This is a genomic window from Roseateles albus (genome assembly GCF_028595345.1).
GTDB classification, from domain to species: domain Bacteria; phylum Pseudomonadota; class Gammaproteobacteria; order Burkholderiales; family Burkholderiaceae_C; genus Paucibacter_A; species Paucibacter_A albus.
In genome coordinates this window covers 195,366-208,880 of the sequence record NZ_JAQQXT010000010.1, presented here as the reverse complement: position 1 = coordinate 208,880, position 13,515 = coordinate 195,366, and the positions used below count along the sequence as shown (strand labels likewise).

Genomic DNA, 13,515 nt, shown 5'->3' with positions numbered 1-13,515 from the left:
ACTTATGCGTGCAAGCCCTGTGTTACCGTCAGCGCTGCATGAACTCTGATTGGGCAGACAGGCGCAAAGCATGAGCCAAAGCCAACTTCCACCGCCAGCCGACAGGCCAGAAAGCTCCAGAATCGCCCTGATTCGTCGCGGCTTGGCCTATTGGCCAGCCTTGTTGGCTGCACTTGGTGGGCTTGGCTTGTCATTTGTGCTGCTGTGGGCGCGTCAGACCCAACAATTGGCCAACGAGCAGGCACAGCTCAATAGCGAATTGAGTGCCATCCGAACCCGTTTGGAGGCTGTGGCCCAAGCGACCTTCAGCCCCACTGTTGGCCTTGAGGCCATGATTCAGTTGGACGGCGGCATCTCCAACGCCCGGTTCGAGGCTCTCAACCGACGTGTCGTCAAGCTGCTGCCTCAGGTGCGCAGCATCGTCGCTGCGCCTGATGATGTCGCCCATTATGTCTACCCGCTGCAAGGTAACGAGGCGGTATTGAATCTGCGCTATCGCGAGGTTCCGCTGCAATACGCCCAGATACAACAGGCCCGGGCCCTGGGCCAGCCCTTGCTGGTCGGGCCCGTCAAACTGGTTCAAGGCGGCCAAGGCATCATCCAGCGCACGCCGGTGTTTCTGCCTGCGACCGGCTCATCGGCAGACGCAGGCACAGGTTCAGACCAAAGTGCCGGTCGCTATTGGGGGGTGATCTCGGTGGTGGCGGATTTGGACCTGTTCATGCGTGCGGCGGGATTGAACGACCACGCGAGCCTGCGCCTGGCGGTCTTTCAGCTGCAGGCGGATCGCCTCACGATTCGTGCCCCGATCTGGGGCGATCCGGCATTGGCGACAATGCCAACAGCCGTGCATCAATCGGTCCAATTGCCCGGCGCCACTTGGTCGATCTCAGCGGCTCCCGGCGCCACACAGGACTGGCGCGCCAAGGCCTATGGTCTGGAGTTTTTCGCCAGCCTGCTCGGCAGTGCGGCATTGAGTGGCGTGGCTGCGTTGGCGGTGTACAGGCGCCGTATGTTGCTGCAACAAAACCGCATGCTGGCGCAGCAGATCGAACAAAGCCTGCGTACCCAGACCGATTTGGAGGCCGCGCAGTCACGCTTTAAGAGCCTGACCGAGTTGTCCGCTGATTGGGTATGGGAGCAGGACGAGAACTTTCTATTCACCTTCACTTCACGCTCCACCGAAGAAGCCACCCAGGTTGGCAGCCCCCAGTTGCTCGGACTCAAACGCTGGGAGTCGCCGGCCTTAGCACCGGGCACCGATTGGTCCGGGCATATCGCATCGGTTGAGCGCCATCAGCCATTTCGAAATTTCGAATATGCCCAATATGCGGAGGACGGCACCCTGCGCTACGTCAGTATTTCTGGCCGTGCTTTTTTTGATGCACAGGGGCGCTTCAAAGGCTACCGCGGGACAGGTCGCAACATCACCGAAAGCAAGCTCGCGGAACGCGAATTGCGCGAATCAAAGGCGGCCTTGACCTTGGCGCTGGATCGTCTGCAGGCCGTGCTGAACGCCGCGCAGGAGTTTTCCATCATCGCCACCGATTTGGAGGGGCGAGTCAGCTTATTCAACCGCGGTGCCGAACACATGCTCGGCTACACGCAGGCGGAGATGGTGGGCCTGTCCCCTGCCCGCTTGCATCTTGCCAGCGAGGTCATGGCGCGCGGAGCCGAGTTGAGCGCAAGCTTGGGGCGCCCCATCCAGGGCTTTGATGTCTTTGTCGAAGTGGCGCGCAGCAGCGGCAGCGAGACGCGTGTATGGACCTATGTTCGCCAGGACGGCAGCCATTTGGAAGTGTCCTTGACCGTCAGCCTGGTGCGCTCCCAAACCGGTGAGCCCAGCGGTTTCTTGGGCATTGCCCGCGACATCACCGCGCAAAGACAGGCCCAGCGGCAGCTGGCGGATCTGAATGCGGAATTGGAGTCCAGGGTGGAAAGCCGGACAGCCGAGCTCAAACAGGCCCAGGCGGTGCTTAGCCAAGCGAAGGAAGAGCTGCTGCGATCGGAAAAGATGGCGGCTTTAGGTTCCTTGGTGGCCGGCATTGCGCATGAGCTGAATACGCCGCTAGGCAACTGCCTGACCACGGCCTCCACATTGGAGGAGTTGACCGCTCAAATCCGACGCAGCTTCGAGCATGGGCAGATGCGCCGCTCGGTACTGGAAGCCTATTTGAACGATGCCCAAACAGCCAGCAGCATCATGCTGCGCAGCATGGCCACCGCCAATGAGTTGGTCGCGCATTTCAAACAGATCTCGGTCGATCAGACTTCGGCGCAGCGGCGCCGCTTCAGCTTGCAATCGGTCGTCGAAGACGTGCTCAGTCTCTTGCGCACCCAGCTGCGTAAGGCTGGCGTTGAGGTCAAGGTCGAACTGAGCCTAACGCAAGAACTGGACAGCTTTCCAGGCCCGCTAGGTCAGGTCTTGACCAATCTGATTCTCAACGCCAATCTGCACGCTTTTGAAGCGAGACCGAGCGGGGCTTGCATCCACATTCGAGCGGTCGCGGTGGACGAGCGGAGCTTCACCCTGACGGTCGAAGACAACGGTTGCGGCATGCGGGCAGAGGTGCAGCGCCGCGCCTTTGATCCCTTCTTCACCACCAAGATGGGCTCGGGCGGCACCGGCCTGGGCCTAAACATCGTCTACAACATCGTCACCGGCATTCTGGGTGGCCAGATCGAGTTGCACAGCGAGCCAGGAATGGGCAGCCGCTTTGTGTTGCGGCTGCCTTTTGTGGCGCCTTTTGTGGCGCCCTGACCCTCTAGCCTTTAGGCGACCCAGCGGCGCGCATTGCGGAACATGCGCATCCAGGGGCTCAGTTCATTGACGTCGCCCGAAGTCCAGCTCATCTGCACATTGCGGAACACGCGCTCGGGGTGCGGCATCAAGACAGTGAAACGGCCGTCGGCGGTGGTCACAGATGTCAAACCGTCCGGGCTGCCATTGGGGTTGAGCGGATAGGTCTCGGTGGGCTGGCCGTGGTGGTCCACATAGCGCATGGCGCGTGCCACCTTGCTTGCATCACCGCGCTGCGAGAAGTCGGCAAAACCTTCGCCATGCGCCACGGCGATCGGCAGGCGCGAGCCTTCCATGCCCTTGAAGAACAAGCTCGGGCTGTCCAGCACTTCGACCATCGCCAACCTAGCTTCGAACTGCTCGCTCTTGTTGCGCGTGAACTTGGGCCAGTCTTGCGCGCCGGGAATGATGGGCGACAAGGCCGCCATCATCTGGCAGCCATTGCAAACGCCCAGCGCAAAGCTGTCCTGGCGGGCAAAGAAGGCCTTGAACTGCTCGGCTAAAACCGGGTTGAACATCACCGAGCGGGCCCAGCCTTCGCCGGCTCCCAAGGTGTCGCCGTAGCTGAAGCCGCCGCAGGCGACAAAGCCCTTGAACTGTTCCAAGGTCACGGCGCCGGACTGCAGATCGCTCATATGAACGTCGTAGGTGTCGAAGCCGGCCTTGGCCATCGCATAGCTCATCTCGACATGCGAATTGACGCCCTGCTCGCGAAGGATCGCCATTTTGGGTTTGGCGCCAACATTGATGAAGGGGGCGGCTACATCGTCTTGCGGGTCAAAGCTCAGATGCACATGGCGACCAGGGTCCCCAGCCAGGCCTGCTTGCGCATGTTCGCTGTCGGCGCAGGCCGGGTTGTCACGCAGCTGATTGATGCGCCAAGACACCTGATCCCAGGCCTGATGTAGCGTCGACAAGGGCGCACTGAACACCTTCTTGGCATCGCGCCAGACTTCCATACAGGCATTACCATTGGCCTTGCCGATCACGTGGCTGAGCTTGGACAGGCCATGTGTGCGCAAGACCTGTAGCGCCGCGTCGCGGTCTGCTGTGCGCACCTGCAAGACGACCCCCAACTCTTCGTTAAATAGGGCTTTGAGCGTCATCTCCTCGCGGCGGGCACCGACCTGCCCCGCCCAGTTCTTGGCGTCGCCGGTATCGGCGCGGCTGTCGCTGACGCCATCACCTTCGGTGATCAACATGTCCACATTCAGGCTGACGCCGACATGGCCGGCAAAAGCCATCTCGCACGCGGTCGCCCACAAGCCACCATCACCACGGTCGTGATAAGCCAACAACTTGCCGGCGGCGCGCAGCTCATTGACGGCGTTAACCAAACTCTTCAATTGCGCGGCGTCGTCCAGATCGGGCACGGCGCCGCCGAACTGATTCAGCGCCTGCGCCAGGATCGAGCCACCCATGCGGTGTTGGCCACCACCCAGGTCGACCAGGATCAGGCTGGTGTCGCCTGCATCGGTACGTAACTGCGGTGTCAGCGTGCCGCGCACATCAGCGATGGTCGCGAACGATGAAATGATCAAGGACACCGGCGCGGTGACCTGCTGAACGGCACCGTTAGCACCCGTCCAGCGCGTGCGCATCGACAGCGAATCCTTGCCGACCGGGATCGAGATGCCCAGCTCGGGGCACAAGTCCATGCCGACCGCTTTGACGGTGTCGAACAGCGCAGCGTCTTCGCCGGGTTCACCGCAAGCGGCCATCCAGTTGGCCGACAGCTTGACGCGCGGCAACTCGATCGGCGCAGCGAGCAAATTGGTGATGCTTTCGGCCACCGCCATACGGCCCGAGGCGGCGGCGTTAACGGCCGCCAGCGGCGTGCGCTCGCCCATAGCAAAGGCTTCGCCGGCAAAGCCCTTGAAGTCAGCCAGCGTGACCGCGCAATCAGCCACCGGCACCTGCCAAGGGCCAACCATCTGGTCGCGGGAATTCAGGCCACCGACCGTGCGGTCACCGATGGTGATCAAAAAGCGTTTCGATGCAACGGTCGGGTGGCGTAGCACATCCAGGGCCACCGTCGCCAGATCAACGCCGGTCAGCGCCAACACGCCGCCGTCGCGCTCGACGCGCGTGACATCGCGGTGCACCTTGGGCGGCTTGCCCAAGAGCACTTCCATCGGCATATCGATGGCGCGCTCGCCACCCTCACCGTCTTCCAGAATCAGCTCGCGCGCTTCGGTCGTCACGCCGACCACGCCGAACGGGCAGCGCTCGCGCTCGCACATGCTGCGGAACAGATCCAGGCTCTCGGGTGCGATCGCCAGCACATAGCGTTCCTGGCTCTCGTTGCACCAGATTTCCTTGGGCGCCAGGCCGGACTCTTCCAGCGGCACCTTGCTCAAGTCGAAGCGCGCGCCACGATGGGCGTCATTGACCAATTCCGGGAAAGCGTTCGAGATGCCGCCGGCGCCGACATCGTGAATCGCCAGAATCGGGTTCTTCTCGGCCAGACCCCAGCAATGGTTGATGACCTCTTGCACACGCCGCTCGATTTCGGGGTTACCGCGCTGGACCGAATCGAAGTCCAGGTCGGCCGTGTTGGTGCCGGCCGCCATCGAGCTGGCCGCGCTGCCGCCCATGCCGATGCGCATGCCGGGGCCGCCAAGCTGGATCAACAGCGAGCCGGCCGGGAATTCGATCTTGTGGGTCTGGTCGCTGCGAATCGCGCCCAGGCCGCCGGCAATCATGATGGGCTTGTGATAGCCGCGCTGCACGCCGTCGACTTCCTGCTCATAGACGCGGAAGTAACCAGCCAGAGCCGGGCGGCCGAACTCGTTATTGAAGGCGGCGCCACCGAGCGGCCCTTCGATCATGATTTGCAAGGCGCTGGCGATATGCGCCGGCTTGCCGACATTGGCCTGCTCCCAGGGCTCATTCAAGCCCGGCAAGCGCAGATTCGAGACCGAGAAACCGGTCAGCCCGGCCTTGGGCTTGGCGCCGCGCCCGGTCGCACCTTCGTCACGGATCTCACCACCGGCGCCGGTCGAGGCACCCGGAAACGGGGAAATTGCGGTCGGATGGTTGTGCGTCTCGACCTTCATCAAGACATGGGCGGTTTCCTCGCGTGCTTGGTACTGCGGCGCGCGCGCATCACCGGCCGGCATCCAGCGCTCGATCTGGTGGCCTTCCATGATGGACGAGTTGTCGGAGTAGGCAACGACGGTGTGCTGCGGGCTCAGCTTCTCGGTATTGCGGATCATGCCGAACAGGCTGAGCGGCTGATCGACGCCGTCAACGGTGAACTTGGCGTTGAAAATCTTGTGGCGGCAATGCTCGGAATTGGCCTGCGCAAACATCATCAGCTCGACATCGCTGGGGTTGCGCCCCAAAGTCTTGAAGGCCGCTTCGAGATAGTCGATCTCGTCCACCGACAGTGCCAGACCAAAGGTCGTGTTGGCCGACTCCAGCGCCGCCCTGCCCTGCCCCAGCACGTCTACATGTTCGAGCGGCTGTGCTTCCCGTTCGTCAAACAGATGGGCGGCGTCTTCGCGGGCCAAAAGCACGCTCTCGGTCATGCGGTCATGCAGCAGATCGGCACAGGCTTGAAGCTCAGCCGCGGTCAGCGTCTTCACGCCGCCCAGCAAGCCCGACTTCAGCGTGATGCGGAACTCGGTTACGCGCTCGACCCGGTGCAGCTCCAGCCCGCAGTTGTGGGCGATATCGGTGGCCTTGGACGCCCAAGGACTGACGGTACCCAGGCGCGGCGCGACCAAGACCAACTGACCCTCATTGCCACCCAAATAGGCATCACCATAGTTCAACAGCGCGGCCAGCTTGGCTTGCTCTTGGTCGTTGAGCTCGGCATCGCTCCAGACCCAGTGCACATGACGTGCCTGTATCCCGTTGATACGCTCATTGACGGATTGCAGCTGCGGCAGCAAGGCCTGGGCACGGAATGCGGAGAGTGCGTTGCCGCCTTCAAAAGAGAGCAGTTGCTTGGAGGTGGCCATGGAGTCCCGTAGCGTCGGCGCGCTGCAAGCGGCATTGGCCGAGTTTGCAGCGCTGGATTTGCGAATTGCTGGCGCGAACCGACAAGGTCCGGCCAAGAAAGTGCGCATTTTACCGATCTGCTGCGTCTGACCGGCGATAGACGCAAAACAACCGTTCAGGCATTCGCTCGCCCGTTCGTGACAAAGCGCACGGCTTGGTCAAGCCCACCGCAACATCTTGAAACAGTTGGCCGACACAGCCGCATGGGATCTCCCTAAAGTCGCCCCCATGGCTAAGGCCATACCCCACACAAGGTCCCCCCCGACCTACCCGCAGTAAACGCAGTAAAAGGTCCAAACCATGAACAAGCACTCGATCACTGGCTGGCAAAAAAGCCTAGGTTTAGGGATTTGCATCATCAGCGCCGCGGCGCTGATCGCCTGTGGCGGCGGCGGTGGCGCCGCTAGCCCCACGCCGGAGGTCACTCCGGCCGCGCCGCCCCCCACGACTACCAACGCGTCCACGCTGACGCTGATCGAAGGCACGATCACCGGCTTCGGCAGCGTCGTCATTGACGGCGTACGCTACTCGGATGCCGGCACCAAGGTCGAACTCGGCGACAACCCCGAGCTGAAGAAGCTGGCCACCCTCGGGGACTTGCGCACCGGCATGCGGGTGCAAGGCGAGATCAACAAGGACGGCGTGCTGCAAAACCTGTTGATCAACTTCGCCTTGGTCGGCACCGTGTCGGCGATCGACAATGCAGCCGGCAGCATCAGCGTCTTCGGCCAAACCATCAAAATCACCAGCGGTGGTCAATTGCCGACCGTATTTGACGGTTTCAACAGCCTGAGCCAATTGCAGATCGGCGACTTGCTCAAGGTGGCTGGCTCGGTCGCGGCCGATGGCGGCATCACCGCCACGCGGATCGAGCGCCGGCTCAAGGAAGGCGGCGAGCTCTATCGCCTGAGCGGCCCAGTGCAAACGCTGGATGCGAGCGCCAAGCGCTTTGCACTCGGCGGCAATAGCAGCGTGACAGTTGACTACTCAAAGGCCAAGGTCCTGCCTGAAGGTGCGGTGATCGAAAACGGCAAGCTAGTAAGCGTGGTCGCCACCGCCGCACCCGTTCAAAGCGGTGGCCAGACGGTGCTGACGGCCAGCGCGGTCGAGGTCAAGTCGCGTCAAACGCCCGATGCCAAGGAACTCAGCATTGGCGGGCAGATCAATGACTTCAAGAGCCTGGCTTCGCTGCGCATCGGCGATGTGCAGGTGGATGCCAGCAGTGCGGAACTGAAGGAAGGCACCGTCCTCGCCGATCTCGTCAACGGCGCACAGGCCTACGCCAAAGGCAGCTTGACGGCCGGTGTTTTGAAGGCCGCGAGCCTGAAGGTTTTCAAGCCCGAAACCGCCTTGAAGGCCATGCTGATCGGCCAGGTGACCGACTTTGTGTCGATCGCCAACTTCAAGCTGCGCGGCACCGATGTGGACGCCTCACAGGCCAGCTTCAGCAAAGGCAAGGCGGCCGATTTGGCCACCGGCGCCTGGGTCAGCATCAGCGGCCAGTTGACGGCCAGCGGCGTCTTGGCCAAGACGGTCGAGATCCTGCCACCACCGGCCGACAAGCCAGCAAGGCTAGAAGGCGCCATCAGCGGCGTTGATTTGGCAACAAAACGTTTCAGTCTGCTCGGCACCACCGTGCAATGGAGCGACACGACCAAGCTGAACCCGATCAATATGTCGCTCGCCAACTTGGCCAATGGCGTGGTCTTGGTGCTTGAGGGCAGTTACTCGGAGGCCAGCGGCCTGTTCACTGCGAGCAGTGTCAAGGTCATCGCCACCACCGGTGTGCTCAAGACCGTGGGCTTCTCGGGCATCGCCTTTGATGTAACGGACACCGGCTTCAAGGTCGGCAGCAACAGCGTCGTGTTGGGCCAAAGCATCAAGTTCGAGCCGTCCGGCACCAGCTTGGCCGACCTGAAGAACGGCGCAAAGATCAGCGTGCAAGCGACACTGAGCAACGTGGAGGGCAAGGCCACGCTGACCGCGACCAAGATCGAGGTGCAAAAGCCCGAGAAGGACGGCGAGGGTGTCGAGTATGTTTACCTGAGCGGTTTGATCGCGGACTTCGTCAGCAACGCCGACTTCAAGATCGGCAGCCAGAAGGTCAATGCCAGCGGCAGCGGCGTGGAGTTCATTGACGGCGATGCCGCCAAGTTGGCCAGCGGCTTGAAAGTCGAGATCAAGGGCAGCGTCGGCAAGGACGGCACTTTGATCGCCAAGCGCGTGCATTTCATGCCGGGCTGAGCGGCTCTAGGCACTGACTAAACGAAAGGGCCATGCCTCGCGGCATGGCCCTTTTCTATTTCAAGGCGGACAGTTTTACAGGCCGGCCTTCATCTGGCCGACGATGTGCTCGATGCGGTCCAGCACGCCGACCTGATCGACCGTGGTCAAGACCCGACCCTTGAGCACTTGGCGGCCACCGACCCAGACGTCGGAGACATGCTCGCGCCCGGCCACATAAACCAGTTGCGCCTCGGGGTTGTAGACCGGCCGGCATTCCAGCGCGTCCAGCGAAACTGCCACGACGTCGGCCAATTTACCCACTTCGAGCGAGCCCAGATCGCTAGCGCGGCCCATCGCCTTGGCAGCGCGGATGGTGGCCATCTCCAGCGCCGTGCGGGCCGACACCGTGGTCGAGTTGCAGGTCGAACCCTTGGCCAGCAAGGCCGCGGCACGGATCTCGCCGAACATGTCCTGGCGGTTGTTCGATGCCGCACCGTCGGTGCCCAGAATCACATTGACGCCGGCCGCCTCCAGCGCGGTGACCGGGCAGACGCCCGAGGCCAGCTTCATATTCGAGTTGGGGTTGTGCACCAGATGCACTTTTTGCGCCGCCAGCATCGCGATCTCGGCCTCGGTCAAATGCACCATGTGCACGGCCATCATCTTCTCGTTCAAGACCCCCAACTTGTTCAGGCGCTCAAGCGGACGCATGCCGTGCTGCTGCACGCTGGAGTCGACCTCGAACTGGGTCTCATGAATATGGCAATGCATCTGCATCTCATATTTTTCGGAAAGCTCCCGCAAGGCGACAAAGGTCTCGTCCGACACCGTGTAGGGTGCATGCGGGGCCGAGGTCCAGTCCAGCGAGGCCTCGCCTTTGAACTGCTCGTAGGCAGCCAGGCCGTTGGCGATGTATTCGGCCGCATTGGCCGCATAGCCGGTCGGGAAGTCGATCACATTGATGGACACACCGGCGCGGATGCCGCTGTCCAGCGCCGCCCGCGCCATCGCGGCGGGGAAGAAATACATATCGTTCAAGTAGGTGACGCCGCCGCGCAGTGCTTCGCAGGCCGACAGCATCGAACCCTGGTAGGTCCAGTCATCGCTGACCCACTTCTTCTCCAGCGGCCAGATATGGTTTTGCAGCCAATCCATCAAGGGCACATCGTCGGCGACGCCACGCAGCAAGGACATTGCCGAATGGGTGTGGCCGTTGATCAGGCCCGGGATCAAGACATGTTCGCCCAGTTCAACGCGCTCGGCGTCCGGGTACTGGGCCTCGGCCTCAGCCCAGGGCAGAACAGCAGCGATGCGCTCGCCGCTGATCACCAGGGCGTGATCGTTCAACACGCCGCTTCCGGGCGCCATGCTCAGCAGCCAGCGAGCTTTCAGAATGGTGGTTTTCATCTTTACTCCATGAGTTTTGGCGCGATGGCCATGACTGTAGCCTTTTGAGGCTTAAGCGACTTAGGCTGCGTCGAAAGCCTGATCGAAAATAGCCAGCACACGCTCGGCCTGCACCGCAATGCAAACCTGCTGCGCGGGGCAGCCGCTCCAAGGCGTTTGCGCGCCGCTGGGCTTGCGGAAGTCTTGGATGGTTTGGCCGCGCGCAATGCCCTCGGTCACCACACGCACCGGCCCAGCACGCAGCGTGAAGGCCTCCGGCTCGATGGCATAAACGATAGCGCTGGCGTCATGTGCGTAGACGCCCTTGATGCCGTCCACTGCATTGTAGAAATCCTGATAGTGGCGCGTGGCTTGCCAGAGGAAGTCGCCCACCTTCCCTCCACGCCCTTGGAGGCTGGACAAATAGGCCTCACTCATCACCGTTTCATGAGTAACGTCCAGACCGACAATGACGACCGGCCAATCGGCGCTGAAGACCAGATCTGCCGCTTCCGGGTCATTGATGATATTGGCCTCGGCAACCGGAGTCACATTGCCGCAGCGCGCTTGAGTACCAAAGGCGCCGCCCATCACGATCACGCGGTGTACCTTGCTCGCAATGCTGGGGTCATGCCGCAAAGCCAGTGCCAGATTGGTCAAGGGGCCGACGGCGATCAAGGTGATCGCACCGGGTTCGGCATTGACCATATCGCAAATCAGCTGGAAAGCGGGCCGTGCATCCAGGGGGCTAACTTCGACATTGATCATGCTAGCCACGCCGCCCAGACCATCGTCGCCATGCACATGGACGGAGAACTCACGCTCTGCATCCACATGCAAGGGCCCGGCGGCACCTTTGGCGACCGGCACCGCTTGCTCGAAAAACGCCGCCAGCAGTTGCCCGTTCCGGCTCGTCACCTCGACAGAGGCGTTACCAAAAACCGTCGTGATGGCTCGCAAATCCAGCGCCGGATGGCGCGCCAGCAGGTAAAGCGCCATCGCATCGTCGATACCAGGGTCGGTATCGAAAATCACCGGCATGGGGTGTATTTTTTTCATTGCAATATCTCGCAAAAATTGAATCTCGCAAATGAGATTCAGGCCAACTCGGCACGACGTGGCATCGCCGCCTGCACTCCACTGCGGCTGACCGCAATCGAAGCGGCCGCCTGGCCCAGGCGTACCGCGTCGGCAGCCGTCATGCCCTCGGCCAAGCCGGTGACCAGGCCGCCGACAAAAGTGTCGCCTGCCCCCACTGTGTCGATGGCTCGAACGGGCAACACCGGAAAATGCTGCATCGCTTCATTCGTGCACAGCAAGGCACCGTCGGCGCCCAGCGTGATCAGCACCTGCTTGACGCCGCTTTGCAACAACTGTGCCGCTGCCAGTCGGGCTTGCGCCAGCACATCGACCGGCTCGGCCAAGTCGGCCGTTTCAACATGAGGCCGCCCAGCGAGCTGATGGGCTTCGGTTTCATTCAACACCAACCAATCGGTCAGGCTCAACAATCCTGCCGGCAAGGCAAGCGCTGGAGCGGCGTTCAACACCGTGACAGCGCCACTCTTGCGAGCAAGCTCGAAAGCGGCTTGGATCGCCTCCAGCGGCACCTCGAGTTGCGCCACCACCACCGCCGCTGCCCGCACAGTCGCCGCTGCGGCCTGCACATCAGCAGCGCTCAGGTCCGCATTGCTGCCGGGCACATAGACGATGGAATTCTCGCCGTCGCTGCTGCCTACCATGATGACGGCAATGCCGGGCAAGGCCGCAGCGTCGCGCACCACCGCGTCGCAAGCGACGCCCTCGGCCGCCAAGGCTTGCAGCAGCTCGCCCCCATATTGGCGCATGCCGACGCGGGCCACAAAATCCACCTCAGCCTTCAGGCGGGCCGCCGCCACCGCTTGGTTGCCGCCCTTGCCGCCCGGCGCCATCACAAAAGCATCGCCGGTCAAGGTTTCACCGGGTGCCGGCAAGCGCGGGGCATGTGCCACCATATCCATATTGATACTACCGACCACGAGTACGCGGCCTGCTTTGTTCTTTGTCATTAGTTCAGTCATCCCTGCAAGCCCAGCTGCGGTGGCGCGGTGCTCTCGCGCAGCACCAATCGCGGCGTCAGCAGCACGTCTTTTATGGCGGCCGCTGGATTCTCGATGCGCGCAATGAGCACCCGCCCGGCCTCGGCACCCAGGCGCTTGACGCCGCAGCCGACGGTGGTCAAGGCCGGAAACACATAACGGCTCAATTCAATATCATCAAAACCGACGATGGACAGCTGCTGCGGCAGCTTCAGGCCCAACTCGGTCGCGGCTCTGAGTGCGCCGATTGCCATCATGTCGTTGCTTGCAAAAATGGCGGTGACTGGGTTTGAACTTGCCCCATCGGCTTGAGCGCGCAAGATGCGCCGAGCGGCTTCATAACCGCCGGGGCTGCTGAAGTCGCTCGCCGTGACCAAAGCTTCGTCGACCTCGATGCCGGCCTCACGCAGCGCATGGCGCCAGCCCTCCACGCGTTCACGGGCGACCTCGAATTCGGCGGGGCCGCTGATGCAGGCAATGCGACGGTGACCAAGGTCTATCAAATGCTTGACGGCGTTGCTGGCACCTTGGCTGTTGTCCACACTGACCCTGTCGGCGCGTGCACCGGCAACCAGTCGGTCCACCGTCACCGAGGGCACGCTGACCAGCTTGAAAATCCGCGCCAGCGCTTCGTCGTCACCGGCCGAAGACAGCAACAGCCCGTCGACGCGCTTTTCCAGCAAGGTGCGCATGTATTGCTGCTGGCGCTTGGGGTCGTTGTCAGAGTTGCACAGAAACACAGAGTAGCCGGCAAGGCGGCAACATTCTTCGACGCCGCAAACCAGCTCCGCAAAGAACGGGTTTTGCACATTCGGTACCAAGACGCCAATGATCTTGGTCTCGCTCTTGCGCAAGGAGCGCGCTACCGCGCTGGGCAAATAGCCGATTTCATCGACCGCCGCCAGCACGCGACGGCGTGCATCGGCGCTGACCGGCCGGGTGTCGTTCAAGACATGGGACACCGTGGTGAAGGACACGCCAGCCAAAGCAGCGACGTCTTTGATAGTGCTCAAGATTGAA

The 13,515-nt window shown here is 62.1% G+C and carries 7 protein-coding genes; 2 read left to right on the top strand and 5 right to left on the bottom strand.

The genetic code is table 11. The features are described from left to right. Nucleotides 1–70 precede the first annotated feature (70 nt). Complete coding sequence (locus PRZ03_RS16740) at nt 71–2,761, top strand: PAS domain S-box protein (RefSeq protein ID WP_273601395.1); 2,691 nt, start codon at nt 71–73, stop codon at nt 2,759–2,761. Nucleotides 2,762–2,772: 11 nt separating this feature from the next. On the opposite strand, the gene purL is transcribed toward PRZ03_RS16740, so the two are convergent. Then, nucleotides 2,773–6,768, bottom strand: coding sequence for a phosphoribosylformylglycinamidine synthase (gene purL, locus PRZ03_RS16735; protein ID WP_273601393.1), 3,996 nt, complete (start codon nt 6,766–6,768; stop codon nt 2,773–2,775). A gap of 340 nt (nt 6,769–7,108) precedes the next feature. Between purL and PRZ03_RS16730 the strand changes: the two genes are divergently transcribed. Further along, nucleotides 7,109–9,052, top strand: coding sequence for a DUF5666 domain-containing protein (locus PRZ03_RS16730; protein WP_273601392.1), 1,944 nt, complete (start codon nt 7,109–7,111; stop codon nt 9,050–9,052). A 75-nt stretch (nt 9,053–9,127) separates the two neighbouring features. On the opposite strand, the gene PRZ03_RS16725 is transcribed toward PRZ03_RS16730, so the two are convergent. From PRZ03_RS16725 to PRZ03_RS16710, 4 genes are read right to left on the bottom strand one after another with little or no spacing between them, the layout of a single operon-like run. After that, nucleotides 9,128–10,441: a TRZ/ATZ family hydrolase gene (locus tag PRZ03_RS16725; RefSeq protein WP_273601391.1), complete on the bottom strand. Its 1,314-nt coding sequence runs from the start codon at nt 10,439–10,441 to the stop codon at nt 9,128–9,130. A 60-nt stretch (nt 10,442–10,501) separates the two neighbouring features. Then, nucleotides 10,502–11,479 (bottom strand): nucleoside hydrolase, encoded by a 978-nt coding sequence (locus PRZ03_RS16720; protein WP_273601389.1) that lies wholly within the window; start codon nt 11,477–11,479, stop codon nt 10,502–10,504. Nucleotides 11,480–11,517: 38 nt separating this feature from the next. Beyond that, nucleotides 11,518–12,465 carry a ribokinase gene (locus tag PRZ03_RS16715; RefSeq protein WP_273601388.1) on the bottom strand — a complete coding sequence of 316 codons (948 nt, stop codon included), beginning with the start codon at nt 12,463–12,465 and terminating at the stop codon, nt 11,518–11,520. Nucleotides 12,466–12,473: 8 nt separating this feature from the next. Then, nucleotides 12,474–13,508 (bottom strand): LacI family DNA-binding transcriptional regulator, encoded by a 1,035-nt coding sequence (locus tag PRZ03_RS16710; protein ID WP_273601387.1) that lies wholly within the window; start codon nt 13,506–13,508, stop codon nt 12,474–12,476. Nucleotides 13,509–13,515 lie beyond the last annotated feature (7 nt).